The following is a 14,987-nucleotide window of genomic DNA, read 5'->3' as shown; positions in this document are numbered from 1 at the left end:
GGTCACCTGCTGTCAGCGCGTCCCGTCGGTGTCGACCGCCGAGTGCCGGCGACGGAGCACGAGCGTGCCCGCCCCGGCGAGCAGCAGCAGGAGCGCGAACCCGACGGGGACGACCGGCGAGGTCGCTCCCGTGTAGGCGAGCGCGGTCGCGCCGTCACCGGCGGCACTCACCGTGTCGGCCACCGTCCGAGTGACGGCCGAGATCCCGCTGGTCGCGGCGGCCGTGGTGGTCACCACACCCTCCGTGGAGGCCCGGGTCGGCCCGTCCGCGCCGGTGGCACCGGCCGGGGTGGTCACGGTTCCGGGCACGGTGCCGTCGCCGGCGTCCGTCCCGTCACCGGGGGTCGTGCCCGGGTCCGTACCGGGGTCGGTGCCCGGGTCCGTACCGGGGTCCGTGCCGTCGCCCGGGGTCGTGCCCGGGTCTGTACCGGGGTCGGTACCGGGGTCGGTGCCCTGGTCCGTACCGTCGCCGGGCGTCGTGCCTGTGCCCGGGGTGGTGGCGGTGCCGTCACCGACGACGCCGATGCCGTTCCCACCGATGGTGATCGGCAGGCTGATCACCGGGACCACCTGCGTGCCGGAGAGCAGGCCGCCGTCACCGGAGGTCGCACCCCCGGCCGACGCGGTCGTGCTGCTCGGGGTGGTGCCCGCCGGGGTCGCCCCGCCGGTGCTGGTGCCGTCGCCGACCACGCCGATGCCGTTCCCGCCGATGGTGATCGGGACCGCGACCACCGGGGCCACCTGGGTGCCCGAGGCGGTGCCGTCCGCCCCGTCCGTCGTGCCACCGGCAGCCGGAGCCGGACCGGCAGCCGTGCCGGTGCCCGCGGCGGGCGTCGTGCCCGCCGAGGTGCCGTCACCGAGTAGCCCGATGCCGTTGCCGCCGATCGTGACCGGGACGTCGACCAGTCCGCCGACCTGCGTGCCGGAGAGCAGCCCGTCGTCGCCGGACGTGCTCGGCGTGGTCGTGGCCGGAGCGGCCGGTGCCGGCGTCGCCGCCGGGCCGGACCCCGCAGCGGTGCCGTCCCCGAGCACCCCGATGCCGTTGCCGGACACCGTCACCGGGATCGACACGACCGGGGCGACCTGCGTCCCCGAGGCCGTGCCGTCCTCACCCGAGGTGACCGGTGCCGGAGCAGCGGGCTCGGCCGGTGCTGCCGGGGTGGATGCTGCCGGTGTGGGCGGCGTCGTGGTCGACACTGCGTCACCGCCGACGGCGACCGCGTTGCCACCGACCGTGACGGGGACGGTCACGTCGCCGGCGACCTGGGTCCCCGAGCCGGTGCCGTCCGAACCGGAGGTGGTCGGAGCAGCGGCGGCAGCCGGAACCGGAGCAGCCGGAGCAGGCGCAGGGGTCGACACCGCGTCGCCCCCGACGGCGACGGCGTTGCCACCGACGGAGACCGGGGCGGTCACCGCCGGCGCCACCTGGGTGCCGGAGGCCATGCCGTCGGCGCCCGAGGTCATCGGCGCAGGCGCGGCGGCTGGGGCTGCAGGAGCCGCAGGAGCCGCGGCGGGCGAGGTCACCGACGACACTGCGTCGCCGAGCACCCCGAGGGCGTTGCCGGTGAGGGACACCGGAGCGTCCACCGACGGAACCACCTGGGTTCCGGACACGGCGCCGTCCGCTCCGGAGGTCGTGGCAGCGTTCGCCGCTGCCGCCCCTCCGAGCGTGAGGCCGCCGACGAAGAGGGCGAACCAGAGCCCTCTCGAGACGTACTTGTTCATGGTCGTACTCCCTGATCGAGATCGTTGGCCGACCGCGGTCGCGGTCGGTGTGTGTGCGTGCCTGCCGTGCCGGACAGGCGCACCGATCTCAGTCAGGGGCGACGTCGTGCTCGCCGACGACCGATGCGGGGACCGCGTCGTCGGAGAGCGTGCCGCGAGACCCCGCGGCGAGGGAGACGATGTCGTCGGTCGAGCCGACGATGCCGACGGCTGCGACGCCGCCGGGAGTCGAGGTGGCACTGCCACCGAGGACGCCCGCGCCGCCCTGGCCGTCGGACGGCGCACCGTGGCCGTCGCCCGGCTCGGGGACGAGCAGGGCGGTGCCGCCCAGCGTCGCGTCCTGCACGGCACCAGCGACGGGGCCGACGAGCGGTCCGGTCACGAAGGTGGACGGGACGGCCACACCGGGACGGCGCTCGACGCTCGTTCCGAGAGCGGCATGATCGTCGGTCGACGCGACCGTGGGCACGGACGGGGTCCTCGCCGGGGCGGCCGCCAGCGGCGGTCGCGCGGACGGGACAGCTGAGCCGGGCACGCCGGACGGGGTGGTGCCGACGACGACCGGAGGTGCGGGGACGTCGATGACGGGATCCGTGCCTCCTGGCAGGACGCCACCGACCGACGGGACCACGCCCGCGACGACGTCGGGGACCTGTCCGACGATCGTGCCGACACCGCCGAGGGTGTCGTCGACCAGGCCGGTGACCGGAGCGGTGACCGTGCCGAGGGTGTCGTCACCGACGACGGGGCCGACCACCGGGACGCTGCCGACCACGTGGTCGAGCGTGTCGACGACCGTGGTCACGGGTCGCGCGTCGGTGACCGTCTGCACGGTCCCGGTGACGGGGCGCAGCGCCGTCGCGACGGTGTCGGTGACGGGCCGGGAGGCGGTGCCCACGTGCTCGACGACGCCCTGCACCGGGTGCGTGGCCGGCTCGGCCGCAGGGGCGGTCGTGGCCGGCACCGCGGGCGCGGTCGCCGGAGCGGCGGGGGTCGGAGCTGCGGGAGCCGGAGCTGCTGGGGCGGGGGCGACGGGAGCTGGCGCAGGCGCGGGCGCTGCCGGGGGTGCCGCGGGCGCCGGGGCCGGCGTCGGGGGTGCCGCTGCCGGTGCCGGAGCCGGAGCCGGTGCTGGTGCCTGCTTCGGAGCTGGCGCAACCACCGCGCGGACGGGGTCCACGACGCCGCCGACGACCTGTCCGACACCGCCGGACACGTCGTGCACGGTCTCGCCGAGCCCGTCGACCACACCGCTGACGTGCCCGCGCTGCTGCGTCTGGGCGGGCGGAGTGGACGCGGCCTCGGCAGCCGAGGCCGGACGGGCCCCGAACGCCAGGGACAGCAGCACGAGGGCAGCGAGGGTCCCGACGCCCAGCAGGGCGATCCGGAGCACCGCGAGCCAGGGTGCGCGCGACGTCGTGTCCATGCGCTCACCTCCTGAACTCGGCTGCGCACGTAGAGTGGTTGACCGGCAATGTACGCCGGTCCGTTCCGGAACGCGCCCCGTTCTGGAAGAAATTCTCAGGAAAGGCCGTCCGTGGTCTCGATCTTCTCCGCCCCGACCCGCAACCTGGACATCGTCACGCTGCACGAGATCCTCCGCCTGCGACAGGACGTCTTCGTCGTCGAGCAGGGGGCCGCGTACGGCGACATCGACGGGCGTGACCTCGAGCCCGGCACCGTGCAGTTCTGGGCGGGCCAGGGCTCGGTGGACGCCACGCTCCGGCTCCTGCGCGAACCCGACGGCACCGAGCGCATCGGCCGGGTCGTCACGGCGGCGCACGCCCGCGGTCAGGGCCTGTCCGGGCGGCTGATCGAGGCCGCGATCGCCGAGTCCCGCTCCGCGAGCATCGCCCTCGGTGCCCAGTCGCACCTCGAGCAGTGGTACGCCCGCTTCGGGTTCGTGCGCTCCGGAGACGAGTACCTCGAGGACCGGATCCCGCACGTCCCGATGACCCGGCAGCGCTGACCGGACCGGCTCGTCAGGCGCGTCTGACTGAGGGCGCGCGTCAGGCGCGCCAGCGGCGGAGCTCGTCGAACGAGCGACCCTGCGTGGACCGGTCGGCGACGAGCCGCTCGAACACGATGTTCGTCTGGGTCGTCGCCACCGACGGGTCGCCGCTGAGCTCGTCGGCGACGAAGTCCCGCAGCTGCTCGGTCGACTCGCACGCGATGTGCACGAGGAAGTCCTTGTCGCCGGCCAGGAACGAGACGTCCTGCACGACGGGCACCCGGAGCAGTCGCTTCGCGAAGTCCCGGAGTTCGTGGCGGGCCGCGGCGTGGACCCGGACGGAGACCATCGCCTCGATCGAGAAGCCGAGGCGCGCGATGTCGACCTCGGCCCGGTAGCCGCGGATCACCCCGGCGTCCTCGAGGGCCCGGACCCGGGTCAGGCACGTCGACGGCGCGATGCCCACCGCGGCGGCGAGCCGGTTGTTCGGGATCCGGGCGTCGCCGGCCAGCGTCCAGAGGATGCGCTCGTCGACCTCGTCGAGGCGCGGGGCGGGGTCGGGACGGCGGGCTGGTCGGTCGGACACGGCTCGACGCTACCGCGACGGTGCGAGCAGGGCGCGGAGCGCGTCGTCGAGTGCCCCGGCCACGACGTCGTCGTCGGCCGACGCGAGCGGCTCCACCGCGGTGGACCGCCGGAGCATCGTCATCCCGAGCACCACCGACAGCGCGATCTCGGCCCGGACGAGCAGTTCCTCGGTGACCTCGCCGCCGACGGCCGTGGCGAGCCGTTCCGCGTACCGGCGGAGGGTCTCGCGGCGGATGGCGTCGGCACCGTCGTCGCCGGAGGACCGGAGCAGCAGCATGAGCTGGAGGGAGTCGTCGTCCGTCGGCGCGCGGACCACGTGTGACACCAGGCCGGCCAGCGCGCGCTCGAGGCCGCGCTCGACGGGCTGCTCGACCCCGAGGTCCTGCACCACCCGGTCGAGGCAGGCACGGAACAGCCCCTCCTTCGAACCGAAGTAGCGGTTGATCAGCGCGACGTTGACCCCGGCGTCGGCGGCGATGTCGCGCACCGTCGTCGCCTTGTACCCGTCGAACGCGAACCGGTGCCGCGCCGCCCGCACGAGCAGCAGTCGGGTGGCGGCGGCGTCCTTGCTCATGGTCGAAGCGTACCGGCCCGACCCGGGATGTAAGCAAGTGTTGACATCGCGTGAGAACTGCGTACCCTCGTCAAGTCAGCAATTGTTTACATCACCCGAGACACGGAGCACGATGACCGACACCATGCAGAGCCCCCGCACGGGCTCGCACCCCACCACCGCCGGACACCGGCCGAACAGCACGGCGATCATCGTCTACCTGTCCCTCGGCGGTCTGTCGTTCGCGGTCCTGCAGTCACTCGTCGCCCCGGCGCTGTCGACCATCGGACGGGACCTCGGCGCCTCGACGAGCGCGACGAGCTGGGTGCTCACCGCCTACCTGCTCTCCGCGTCGGTGCTCACGCCGATCCTCGGGCGTCTCGGCGACATGATCGGCAAGCGCAAGGTCCTGATCGTCGTGCTGTCGATCCTGCTCGTCGGTGCCGTGCTCGCCGCGCTGGCACCGAACCTCGGCGTCCTCATCGTCGGCCGTGCACTGCAGGGCGCCGCCGGTGCTGTGATGCCACTGTCGATCGGCATCGTCCGCGACGAGCTGCCGAAGGAGAAGGTCAGCGTCACGATCGGTCTGCTCTCCGCGATCTTCGGCATCGGCGCCGGCGTCGGCATCGTCGCCGCCGGACCGATCGTCGAGCACCTGTCGTGGCACTGGCTGTTCTGGCTGCCCGCCGTGCTCGTCGTCATCGCCCTGCTCGGCGCGATCTTCGGCATGCCGGAGTCGCCGGTCCGCAAGCCCGGCCGCCTCGACATGGTCGGCACGTTCGTCCTCGCCGTCTCGCTCGTGTCGATCCTGCTGGCCGTCAGCGAGGGCGAGACCTGGGGCTGGGGTGACGGCAAGACCATCGGCCTGCTGGTCCTCGGCGCCGTGGCACTGGTCGCGTTCGTCCTGGTCGAGCTCCGCGTCGCCGAACCGCTCATCGACGTCCGCCTGTTCGCCGTCCGCGGCGTCTGGACGGCCCACGTCGTCGCGCTCGTCTTCGGCTTCGCGATGTTCGGCACCTTCGTGCTCGTGCCGACCCTGCTGCAGCTGCCGAGCGCGCTCGGCTACGGCTTCGGCAAGGACGTCACCCAGGCCGGTCTCTTCCTGCTGCCGACCGTCCTGATGATGATCGTCGCCGGGCCGATCGCCGGCATCCTCGTCCGCAAGGTCGGTCCGAAGCCGCCCATGCTGCTCGGCGGGATCGCCATCGTCGCGGCGTTCCTGCTGCCCGCGATCGCGCACGGTGAGCTCTGGCAGGTCGTCGTCTCCGGCGTCCTGACCGGCATCGGCATCGGCCTGGCCCTCGCCGCGTGCTCGAACGCCATCATCGAGAGCGTCCCCGCGAACCAGACCGGCGAGGCCATCAGCGCCAACACCGTCGTCCGTACGATCGGCTCGAGCGTCGGCACCGCGGTCATCGCGGCGCTCATCACCTCGCACAGCACCCCGCAGGGTCTGCCGACGGACGACGCCTTCACCATCGGGTTCTGGGCGTGCACCGGCGTGGCGGTCCTCGCCGTGCTCGCCGCGCTCGCGGCCCCGTCGATGCGCGCGCGCCGCGCAGCGGCGGCGGCCCGTGGCATCGACGACCTCGAGGAGATCGCCGAGTAGGGCTCTCGGCCCGACCACCCCGGGAGGCCCGTCCTGCGTCGTCGACGCGGGGCGGGCCTCCCGGCGGTCGCGCCCACCGCCACCGGCGGCTCCGCAAGCTGGGAAGCGACCGAGCACGCCGCCGCCGACGTGACGATCATCGGACCGGACGCGTCACAGCAGGTGGACGCGATCACCGCGCCCCGGACAGGAGACCCATGAGCACCACGGACCACGACGACACCACGACGAGCAGCAAGCCGTCCTTCCGCGACACCGTCACCGCCGGCCTGGTGCAGAAGGCGCTGGAACCCGTGCTGCGCGCCGTCCGTGACGAGGTGGCCTCGGCTCGGCGGGAGATCAGCGAACGGGCGAACGGCGCGAAGACCGGGCTGGTGCTCACCGGCGCCGCAGTGGCCTTCGCACTGACCACACTCGTGCTGCTGGCCGGCCTCGTGGTGGCGCTCCTGGCCCTGGCACTGCCGATCTGGGCCGCGACGGGGATCACGTTCGTGGTGTTCGCCGTCGTCACCGCCGTCCTGTTCGTCGTCGGACTCCGAGGCATCCGACGGGGCGTGCCGCCGGTGCCGAAGGACACCCTCCGCGCAGCGAAGGACCGTGTCACGCACACGGGCGACGCGTCGCCCACGACCGACTGAGCCCCGACAGCGCTCGAGCGCTACATCGCGAGGGTCATGCCGACGACGGCGACCGTCATCGCGAAGACCTCGCCGCTGCGCACGGCCCGGCGGTCCTCCTGCGCCCACTCGTACCGCAGGAGCCACCCGCTGAACGCGCAGTAGCCGATCACGCCGGCACCGAGCACCGCGGACAACGCGATGCCGTGTCCCGCGTGCCCGTCGGCGACGCCGGTCGCGTGGCCCATCAGGAGCATGCCGGCCATCACGACCGCCGACAGCGCGCGGTGCACGTCCATCGGCTCGGCGCGGCGGCCGTCGGCACGGCGTCGGCGCATCACCGGCAGCGGTGCGAGCAACAGCAGGAGCGTCGCCGCGAAGAGCGTCCACACCGCACCCGCGTGCACCACGGGCATGAGCATCGCGACGAGCATCACCGCAGCCGGCACGATCACGCCGGGGCGCGGTCGGTAGCGGTCACCGACGATGCAGCACACCGACGCGAACTGCGGCACGACGAGCATGGCGTCGGCGACGGTCTCGTGCACGGCGGGTCCTCAGCTGCGGCGGCGCGGTGCCGGGCGGGTCAGTCCTCGGCGCGGGCAGCGGCCTTGGCGGCGCGCTCCTGCTTCACACGGGCGTTCTCGACGTGCACGGCGGCCTGCGTCTCGCGCTCACGGACGAGCCACTCGGGCTTCTGCTCGAGCAGCGTCTTGATCTCCGCCGTGGTGAGCGCGTCGTCGATCCCCGCACGGGTAAGCCCCGAGATCGAGATGCCGAGCTTCTGCGCCACGACGGGTCGCGGGTGCGGGCCGTCGCGTCGGAGGTCCTCGAGCCACGTCGGGGGTTCGGTCCGGAGCTCGTCGAAGGCGGTCCGTGTGACGGGAGCGCCCTGGAAGGACTCCGGAGCGGCCGCCAGCAAGATGCCGAGCTTCTTCGCAGCCGTTTCGGGCTTCATGGTCTGTTCCTGCGCCATGCCCCCTAGAGTACGGCCCCTATGCTCGTCTGCATGACCGCGGCACTCACCATCGCATTCGTGCCCGGGGTCTCCCCGGCCAAGTGGGCCCGTGTCTGGCGGGATCGACACCCCTCGATCGAGCTGCGACTGCGGCCGATCGGGTCCGACGACGTCGACGACACGCTCGCCGGCGAGGTCGACATGGTCTTCGCACGCATGCCCGTCTCCGACCAGCACAACGCCATCCCGCTCTGGACCGAGACCGCCGTGGTCGCGATGCCGAAGGACTCCCCCCTCGCCGACCTGGCCGAGGTGGACCTCGCCGACGCCGAGGTGCACGTCGTCGACGCCGGTCCGGTGCCGGCCGACATCGCCGCCGCGCTCGACCTGGTCGAGGCGAACGTCGGCGTGGTCGTGCTCCCCCAGTCGCTCTTCCGCGCGGCGAGCCGCAAGGACCTCGTCGCGCGCCCGCTCTTCGGCGCCCCCGGCACGCAGATCGCGCTGGTCTGGCGTGACGAGGACGCCACCGAGACCACCGAGGAGTTCATCGGCGTGGTGCGCGGACGCACCGCCAACAGTTCGCGGAACCAGCCGACCGGCACCGATCGCGACGTCGAAGAGGCCCTGCGTGCGACGCAAGCTGGCTCGAAGGCCGGCGGCGGATCGGGCAAGGGCGGATCGGGCAAGGGCGGCGCCGGCGCCGGCGCCGGCGCCGGCGGCAAGGCGAAGGCCAAGTCGCCCGGCAGCGGCAAGTCCGGCAGCGGCAAGAAGTCCAACACCGGCAAGGGCCCCACCCCCGGCCGCGGGAAGATGCGCGGCAAGCCGAGCCGGGGTTCGAAGGGCAACCGATGACGGACACGCGCCTGCAGGAGATGCCGGCCACGCGCCTCCCGGCCTGGCTCGACCGGACCATGGCCGAGTACGTGGCGTCGCGGATGCAGGCGGGTGAGACCCGCGAACAGGCCGAGGCGAACAAGCAGAAGTCGCTCGACCAGTGGTTCCCGGGCGGGTCCCCGGCCGACGGACACCTGGTGTGGGACGTCCTCGACCAGAACGACACCACGGTCGGGTACCTCTGGATCGGCCCGTTCGCTCCGGGCGGGACCGACTGGTGGGTGTTCGACGTCGAGATCGACGAACCGCACCGTCGTCGCGGGCACGCCCGACGTGCGCTCGAGCTCGGCCACCAGGCCGCAGCGGAGCACGGCGCGACGAGCATCGGGCTCAACGTGTTCGGCTACAACACCGGCGCGCAGGACTTGTACGCCTCGCTCGGGTACGAGGTCACGGCGACGCAGATGCAGAAGCCGCTGGTCTGAGGGCCCTGCCGCTGGGTTCTGCCGCTTCGTCGCGGCAGGTGCGTCTTCAGGGCAGGTGCGTCGTCGCGGCGCTGTGTCGTCGCGGCGCTGTGTCGTCAGGGCAGCTGTGTCGTCACGGCAGGACGGCGGCCGCTGCGCGGGTGACCCGGTCCCCGCGAGCTGCCTCGGCCGCAGCCCGTGCGCGGGCGACCACGACGGCGTCGGCGCGCTCCGCGGAGCCCGCGTCGAACGGCGGCTGCGGGTAGTACTCGATCTGCAACTGGATCGTCTCGGCCGATGCCCGCCCCGCGAGCTCGGCCGCCAGCCACAGCGCCATGTCGATGCCCGCACTGACGCCGGCCGCCGTGACGACGGCACCGTCGTCGACGATCCGCTCGTCGACCGGTTGCGCCCCGAACGCCTCGAGCATCGGCTTCGACGCCCAGTGGGTCGTCGCACGCTTGCCGGCGAGGAGTCCCGCGGCACCGAGGACGAACGCGCCCGTGCAGACCGAGGTCACCCAGGTGGCGCGTTCGGCCTCGCGCCGGACGAACCCGATGACCTCGGGGTCGAGCATCGCGTCGAAGGCACCGTCACCGCCGGGGACCACGAGGACGTCCGCCGGACCCGCGTCGGCGATGGTCATCGTCGGGACCAGCGCGAACCCGCAGTCGGTCGGCACCGGGTCGAGCGTCGCCGCCACGTACTCGACGCGTGCGCCGGGCACACGCGAGAGCACCTGCGCCGGGCCGGTGAAGTCGAGCTGCGTCAGGTCCGGGAAGAGCAGGAAGGCGATCCGGACCTCGGCGGGGTCGTGGCCCGGCTCCGTCGCCGAGTCCCCGGCTGTGTCCGTCTCCGTGTCCGGCGTGGGGGCCGGCACGTCGACGGGCACGTCGACGACGTCGGCGTCGACCGGGTGGACAGGACGCACGCGCGGGTTCGGCTGGTCGGTGCTCATGCCGCGACCCTAGCCCGGTGCCCTCGCTGCCGGTGGGGTCGGCGTCCTGGTCAGTTCCAGACGCCCGAGGTCCCGCGCCGGTGGCTGCCGAGCAGGTGCGTGTCGACGATGCCGAGCGCCTCCATCAGGGCGTGCATCGTGGTCGGACCGACGAACGCGAAGCCGCGCTTCCGCAGTGCCTTCGACAGTGCGACGGACTCGTCGGAGGTCGTCGGGACCTGGGCGTACGACTCCGGTTCGGGCGTCGTCGCCGGACGGAACGACCAGACGAAGTCGGACAACCCGCCGTCCTGCCGCAGGGCGACCGTCGCGTTCGCGTTCGTGATGGTCGCGAGGATCTTCGCCCGGTTCCGGACGATGCCGGCGTCGGCCATCAGCCGAGCGACGTCGTCCTCGCCGAAGCCCGCGACGGTGTCGGGGTCGAAGTCCGCGAACGCCGCACGGAACGCCGGACGCTTCGCCAGGATCGTGCGCCACGACAGGCCGGACTGGAACGCCTCGAGTGACAGCCGCTCGAACACGCCGCGCTCGTCCCGCACCGGCATGCCCCACTCGGTGTCGTAGTAGTCGCGGAGCAGCTCGTCCGTCGATGCCCACACCGGCCGGGCGAGTCCGTCGTCGCCGATCACCAGGTCGGAGTGGGGCGCGGGCTCGGTGGCTGCGGGCTCGGTGCTCATCGCACCATCCTGGCGTGCGCCGCCGACACCGTCGTTGCCGGCCGTGTGGTCACTCGGACGGCGGGCCGTCCTGGGCGGCCTGCGGGTCCATCCACACGTACTCCCACCGGTGGCCGTCCGGGTCGGTGAAGCTCCGCTGGAACATGAAGCCGAGGTCCATCGGCGCGCGGTCCTCGCTCCCGCCGGCCGCGACGGCGGCGTCGACGATGCGGTGCACCTCGTCCTTCGACCCGGCGGTGAGCGAGTTGATGACCTCGACGGTGCCGGCGTCGGCGATCGTCTTGTCGGTGAAGTCGGCGAACTTCGCGTGGGTGAGCGCCATGACGTAGATCGTGTCGCTGATGACGATGCACGCAGCGGTGTCGTCGCTGAACATCGGGTTGATCGAGTAGCCGAGGGCTTCGTAGAACGCCTTCGAACGGTCGAGGTCGGTGACGGGCAGGTTGATGAAGACCATCGTGTCCATGGGGAGGTTCCTTTCGTCACGCTCAACCTGGCCCGTGGCGCGGCGATGCGCAACCGTTCCGTCGCGGTACGGACTGATACGCAATATGCTGGGCCGATGCGGGCGTACGTCGACGAATCGGAGCCGGGCGGCGGACGCGACCACACGACGTACGTCATGGCGGCCGTGGTCATCACGGCATCCGCCTGCGAAGCGGCACGTGTGGACGTGCGGGCGGCGACACCGAGGCGGATGCGGAAGCTGCACTGGTACGAAGCCCTCCCCGGTCAGCGGCTCTCGTGGCTCGACCTCCTCCGACACGCCGTCTCGGTCCTGGTCGTGCGCTACGACGGCGCGGTGGCACGTACCGAACGCCGACGACGGCGCTGCATCGAACGACTCGCGCACGAGCTCGAACTCCGACAGGTCCACCAGGTGATCCTCGAGACTCGGGGGCCGGCTCGCGATGCCGACGACAGAGCGATGTTCGACGCTCTGCGAGACCGGGGCATCGGCAAGGAGCTCCGGTTCGAGCACGCTTCTCCGTCTGATGAACCGCTCCTCGCGCTGGCCGACGTAGCGTGCGGCGGCCATGTCGCGGCGATGCCTGCACCCCACGACCTGTCGAGCGCCCTCATCGTGTCGTGACGCGCTTGTGGCACCGTCGGGAAAACGCAAATCCCCGGGCCCGCGCTGGCTGCAGGACATCCGGGGATCACTTTCGACCGAGCAGCACCCGATCGACATATCAATACTACTGCCGCTCCGCGAGGGCGTCAACCGCCCGCGTTCATCGACCCGGAACGACGAAGCCGCTGTCGTGCGACAGCGACTTCGTCGTTCCGGGTCGGCTCAGTGGCGCGCGACCGAGGTCAGGCGGACGCTCGACCCTCGCCGGCGGCCTTCTGGTCGGCCTCGGCCTCGGCCTGGCCGATGATGTCCTCGGCCGGCACCGGGTTCAGGCGGTCCCAGAGGAAGAACAGCAGGCCGCCGACGAGCATCGACAGTCCGACCCACAGGTTGATGTGGATGCCGCCGGTCTTCTCGGGGTCGGTGTCCCAGTGGACGATGCCGACGATCGTCACGATGACGCCGTAGAGCACGAACAGGCCGCCGAGGATGCGGCGCAGGTCGAGACGACGGGTCGAGCGGACGAGGGCGGCCTTCTGCTCCTCGGTCAGCGCGCCGGGGGTGGTGGTGTCACTCATGGTCGGTGATCTCCTTCGCGGATCAGAGGAACGGCAGGTACAGGACGACGCACAGGATCAGTGCGACGGTGCCGAGCAGTGCGGGCGAGCGGTACCAGGCGGTGTCGGTCGCGACGGAGTCGCCGTGCAGGTCGATCTTGCCGATGCCGTAGACCAGACCGCCGAGCTCCTTCTCGTCCTTGGGTGTGGTGAACATCGAGACGATGAACCCGACGATCAGGACGGTCACGAACGAGATGATCGCGCCGTACAGGGTCTCGGCGGTCGCGGTGGCGAACAGATCCGGGTTCACGAGGTACGCGATCCAGGTGATCGTCGGCGTGACGATGCCGAGCACGTAGCCCCAGAGCGCACCCTGCGTGGTCATCCGCTTCCAGAGCAGGCCGAGGATGAAGACGGCGAACAGCGGCGCGTTGAAGAACGAGAACAGCGTCTGCATGTACGTCATGATGTTCGACGCCTGGGCCGCGATGAACGCGGTCGCGATGCCCACCAGGACGCCGACGACGGTGACCCAGCGACCGGTCTTCAGGTAGTGGATGTCCGGCATGTTCGGCTTGATGTAGCGCTGCCAGATGTCGTACGTGAAGACGGTGTTGAACGACGAGACGTTGGCCGCCATGCCGGCCATGAACGACGCGAGCAGGCCGGTCACCGCGACGCCGAGGACACCGGTCGGCAGGTACATCTGGATGAGCTTCGGGATCGCGTCGTTGTAGGTGAGCGAGCCGTCGGCGAACTGGTTGCCGACGACCGCCGCGGCGATGAGACCGGGGATCACGACGATGGCCGGGATGAACAGCTTCGGGATCGCGGCGATGAGCGGCGTGCGGCGCGCTGCGGACATGTTCTTCGCCGAGAACGCGCGTTGCACCTCGGTGAAGTTGGTGGTCCAGTAGCCGAAGCCGAGGACGAAGCCCAGGCCGAGCACGATCGCGAGCCAGTTGGCGCCGATCGGGTTGGTCACATCACCGAAGCCGGTGCCGGCCCACGCCTGCAGGTGCTGCACGCCCTGGGTCTTCACGATGGCAGACGACAGTCCGTCCCAGCCGCCGACGCGGTGCAGACCGACGATCGTCAGCGGGATGAGCCCGGCGATGATCACGAAGAACTGCATGACCTCGTTGTAGATCGCGCTGGAGAGCCCGCCGAGGGTGATGTAGACGAGCACGAAGCCGGCGGACACGACGATGGCCAGCCACTCCGGCCAGCCGAGCATCGCCTCGATGACGATGGCCATGGCGTAGAGGTTGATGCCCGCGATGAGCACGTTCGACACCGCGAACGCGATCGAGTTCACCAGGTGCGGGGCCTTGCCGAACCGGCGGAGCATGAACTCCGGCACCGACCGGACCTTGGAGCCGTAGTAGAAGGGCATCATCACGAGCCCGAGGAACACCATGGCCGGCACCGCGCCGACCAGGTAGTAGTGCAGGGTCGCCATGCCGATCTGGGCACCGTTGGCGGCCATGCCGAGGATCTCGGTCGCACCGAGGTTCGCGGACACGAAGGCCAGGCCCGTGATCCACGCCGGCATCGAGCGCCCGGACAGGAAGAAGTCCATGCTCGTCCGGACCTGTTTGCGGGCGGTGAACCCGATCCCGATGACGACCGCGAAGTACACGATGACCATCAGGTAGTCGACCCAGCCCAAGTCGAGCCGGATCCCTTCGTTCGCTGCAGCGAGAACCATTCAACATCTCCACGTCAGTGTGTTGCAGTCGACAACTCCGCCGACCCGGACGGAGACGTTACACCGAATTGTGACCGTTCACATAGCCGAGGCATGTGTCTGCCCGGCGGTACCCCGTGGCCCGCGATCGCTAGGCTCGCCCCATGACCGACCAGGCGCGCATCCTCGTCCTCAACGGACCGAACCTCGACATCCTCGGGCGGCGCGACCCGGAGCAGTACGGCACCGTGACGCTCGCCGAGCTCGAGGCGATCGTGCACACCGAGTCAGCCGTGCACGGGCTGGACGCGGACTTCCGGCAGACGAACCGCGAGGGCGAACTGGTCGAGTGGCTGCACGAGGCCCTCGACGACTTCGCCGCGGTCGTGATCAACCCCGCGGCCTACGCACACACCTCGGTCGCGCTGCACGACGCGGTCGAGGCGCTGTCCGTCCCGGTCGTCGAGGTGCACCTGTCGAACACGTGGAAGCGCGAGCCCTTCCGGCACGTCGACCACGTCGCCACCGCCGCGACGGCGGTCATCGCCGGTGCGGGCGCAGACGGCTACCGCCTGGCGGTCGCACACGTCGCGTCCCTCATCGCCTGACACCCGTCACGCCGCACGGGCGGTTCTCGCCCCGCCGAGGTTCCGAGATCTCGGAACCTCGGCGCCGCTGCCGCCCCGGAGTGGAACCTCGGCGCCACGCGGACGGCAAGTCGTGGAACCTGG

At 71.7% G+C, this 14,987-nt stretch carries 18 protein-coding genes; 7 read left to right on the top strand and 11 right to left on the bottom strand.

The window, feature by feature from the left end; translation table 11 throughout:
• Nucleotides 1-12 precede the first annotated feature (12 nt).
• Nucleotides 13-1,725, bottom strand: coding sequence for a hypothetical protein (locus EDF28_RS13020; protein ID WP_185094240.1), 1,713 nt, complete (start codon nucleotides 1,723-1,725; stop codon nucleotides 13-15).
• Nucleotides 1,726-1,813: 88 nt separating this feature from the next.
• Nucleotides 1,814-3,148: a hypothetical protein gene (locus EDF28_RS13015; protein WP_123938590.1), complete on the bottom strand. Its 1,335-nt coding sequence runs from the start codon at nucleotides 3,146-3,148 to the stop codon at nucleotides 1,814-1,816.
• 111 nt (nucleotides 3,149-3,259) lie between these two features.
• Between EDF28_RS13015 and EDF28_RS13010 the strand changes: the two genes are divergently transcribed.
• Nucleotides 3,260-3,691: a GNAT family N-acetyltransferase gene (locus tag EDF28_RS13010; RefSeq protein WP_123292065.1), complete on the top strand. Its 432-nt coding sequence runs from the start codon at nucleotides 3,260-3,262 to the stop codon at nucleotides 3,689-3,691.
• Nucleotides 3,692-3,731: 40 nt separating this feature from the next.
• Here the strand turns inward: EDF28_RS13010 and EDF28_RS13005 are convergent, their stop codons facing one another.
• Together EDF28_RS13005 and EDF28_RS13000 are read right to left on the bottom strand one after the other, a co-directional pair.
• Nucleotides 3,732-4,259, bottom strand: a complete 528-nt coding sequence (locus tag EDF28_RS13005) for an Lrp/AsnC family transcriptional regulator (protein ID WP_123292064.1) — start codon at nucleotides 4,257-4,259, stop codon at nucleotides 3,732-3,734.
• 9 nt (nucleotides 4,260-4,268) lie between these two features.
• Nucleotides 4,269-4,835: a TetR/AcrR family transcriptional regulator gene (locus tag EDF28_RS13000; RefSeq protein ID WP_123338818.1), complete on the bottom strand. Its 567-nt coding sequence runs from the start codon at nucleotides 4,833-4,835 to the stop codon at nucleotides 4,269-4,271.
• A 112-nt stretch (nucleotides 4,836-4,947) separates the two neighbouring features.
• Here EDF28_RS13000 and EDF28_RS12995 point away from each other — a divergent pair, with 112 nt between their 5' ends.
• The gene (locus EDF28_RS12995; RefSeq protein ID WP_123938589.1) at nucleotides 4,948-6,423 is read left to right on the top strand and encodes an MFS transporter; all 1,476 of its coding nucleotides are present in this window, start codon (nucleotides 4,948-4,950) and stop codon (nucleotides 6,421-6,423) included.
• A 197-nt stretch (nucleotides 6,424-6,620) separates the two neighbouring features.
• Entirely contained in the window at nucleotides 6,621-7,061 is a 441-nt protein-coding gene (locus EDF28_RS12990) for a phage holin family protein (protein ID WP_123938588.1), read from the top strand.
• A gap of 20 nt (nucleotides 7,062-7,081) precedes the next feature.
• On the opposite strand, the gene EDF28_RS12985 is transcribed toward EDF28_RS12990, so the two are convergent.
• The gene (locus EDF28_RS12985) at nucleotides 7,082-7,588 is read right to left on the bottom strand and encodes a hypothetical protein (protein ID WP_123292060.1); all 507 of its coding nucleotides are present in this window, start codon (nucleotides 7,586-7,588) and stop codon (nucleotides 7,082-7,084) included.
• A 38-nt stretch (nucleotides 7,589-7,626) separates the two neighbouring features.
• A complete protein-coding gene (locus EDF28_RS12980) occupies nucleotides 7,627-8,016 on the bottom strand; it encodes a DUF5997 family protein (protein ID WP_123292059.1) in 390 nt (129 codons plus the stop codon).
• Nucleotides 8,017-8,049: 33 nt separating this feature from the next.
• On the opposite strand from EDF28_RS12980, the gene EDF28_RS12975 reads away from it, so the two are divergent.
• Together EDF28_RS12975 and EDF28_RS12970 are read left to right on the top strand one after the other, a co-directional pair.
• A complete protein-coding gene (locus EDF28_RS12975; protein ID WP_185094239.1) occupies nucleotides 8,050-8,850 on the top strand; it encodes a LysR family transcriptional regulator substrate-binding protein in 801 nt (266 codons plus the stop codon).
• Nucleotides 8,847-9,317, top strand: coding sequence for a GNAT family N-acetyltransferase (locus EDF28_RS12970; RefSeq protein ID WP_123938586.1), 471 nt, complete (start codon nucleotides 8,847-8,849; stop codon nucleotides 9,315-9,317). The genes EDF28_RS12975 and EDF28_RS12970 overlap by 4 nt, the downstream gene beginning before the upstream one ends.
• 112 nt (nucleotides 9,318-9,429) lie before the next feature.
• Here EDF28_RS12970 and EDF28_RS12965 read toward each other — a convergent pair whose 3' ends face one another.
• Genes EDF28_RS12965 through EDF28_RS12955 form a run of 3 tightly spaced genes read right to left on the bottom strand, consistent with a single transcriptional unit; the run spans nucleotide 9,430 to nucleotide 11,397 of the window.
• Complete coding sequence (locus EDF28_RS12965) at nucleotides 9,430-10,254, bottom strand: DJ-1/PfpI family protein (RefSeq protein WP_185094238.1); 825 nt, start codon at nucleotides 10,252-10,254, stop codon at nucleotides 9,430-9,432.
• Between the two features lie 50 nt (nucleotides 10,255-10,304).
• Nucleotides 10,305-10,931 carry a DNA-3-methyladenine glycosylase I gene (locus EDF28_RS12960; RefSeq protein WP_123938585.1) on the bottom strand — a complete coding sequence of 209 codons (627 nt, stop codon included), beginning with the start codon at nucleotides 10,929-10,931 and terminating at the stop codon, nucleotides 10,305-10,307.
• Between the two features lie 49 nt (nucleotides 10,932-10,980).
• Nucleotides 10,981-11,397 carry a VOC family protein gene (locus tag EDF28_RS12955; protein ID WP_123938584.1) on the bottom strand — a complete coding sequence of 139 codons (417 nt, stop codon included), beginning with the start codon at nucleotides 11,395-11,397 and terminating at the stop codon, nucleotides 10,981-10,983.
• A 96-nt stretch (nucleotides 11,398-11,493) separates the two neighbouring features.
• Here EDF28_RS12955 and EDF28_RS12950 point away from each other — a divergent pair, with 96 nt between their 5' ends.
• Nucleotides 11,494-12,024: a DUF3800 domain-containing protein gene (locus EDF28_RS12950; protein ID WP_123938583.1), complete on the top strand. Its 531-nt coding sequence runs from the start codon at nucleotides 11,494-11,496 to the stop codon at nucleotides 12,022-12,024.
• A 224-nt stretch (nucleotides 12,025-12,248) separates the two neighbouring features.
• Here the strand turns inward: EDF28_RS12950 and EDF28_RS12945 are convergent, their stop codons facing one another.
• Nucleotides 12,249-12,584: a hypothetical protein gene (locus tag EDF28_RS12945; protein WP_111084327.1), complete on the bottom strand. Its 336-nt coding sequence runs from the start codon at nucleotides 12,582-12,584 to the stop codon at nucleotides 12,249-12,251.
• Nucleotides 12,585-12,606: 22 nt separating this feature from the next.
• Entirely contained in the window at nucleotides 12,607-14,277 is a 1,671-nt protein-coding gene (locus EDF28_RS12940) for a sodium:solute symporter family protein (protein WP_123292052.1), read from the bottom strand.
• A 143-nt stretch (nucleotides 14,278-14,420) separates the two neighbouring features.
• Between EDF28_RS12940 and aroQ the strand changes: the two genes are divergently transcribed.
• A complete protein-coding gene (gene aroQ, locus EDF28_RS12935; RefSeq protein ID WP_111084329.1) occupies nucleotides 14,421-14,864 on the top strand; it encodes a type II 3-dehydroquinate dehydratase in 444 nt (147 codons plus the stop codon).
• Nucleotides 14,865-14,987: the final 123 nt, after the last annotated feature.

The organism is Curtobacterium sp. PhB137 (assembly GCF_003814955.1).
GTDB lineage: Bacteria > Actinomycetota > Actinomycetes > Actinomycetales > Microbacteriaceae > Curtobacterium.
This window is presented reverse-complemented; position numbering and strand designations above follow the sequence as displayed.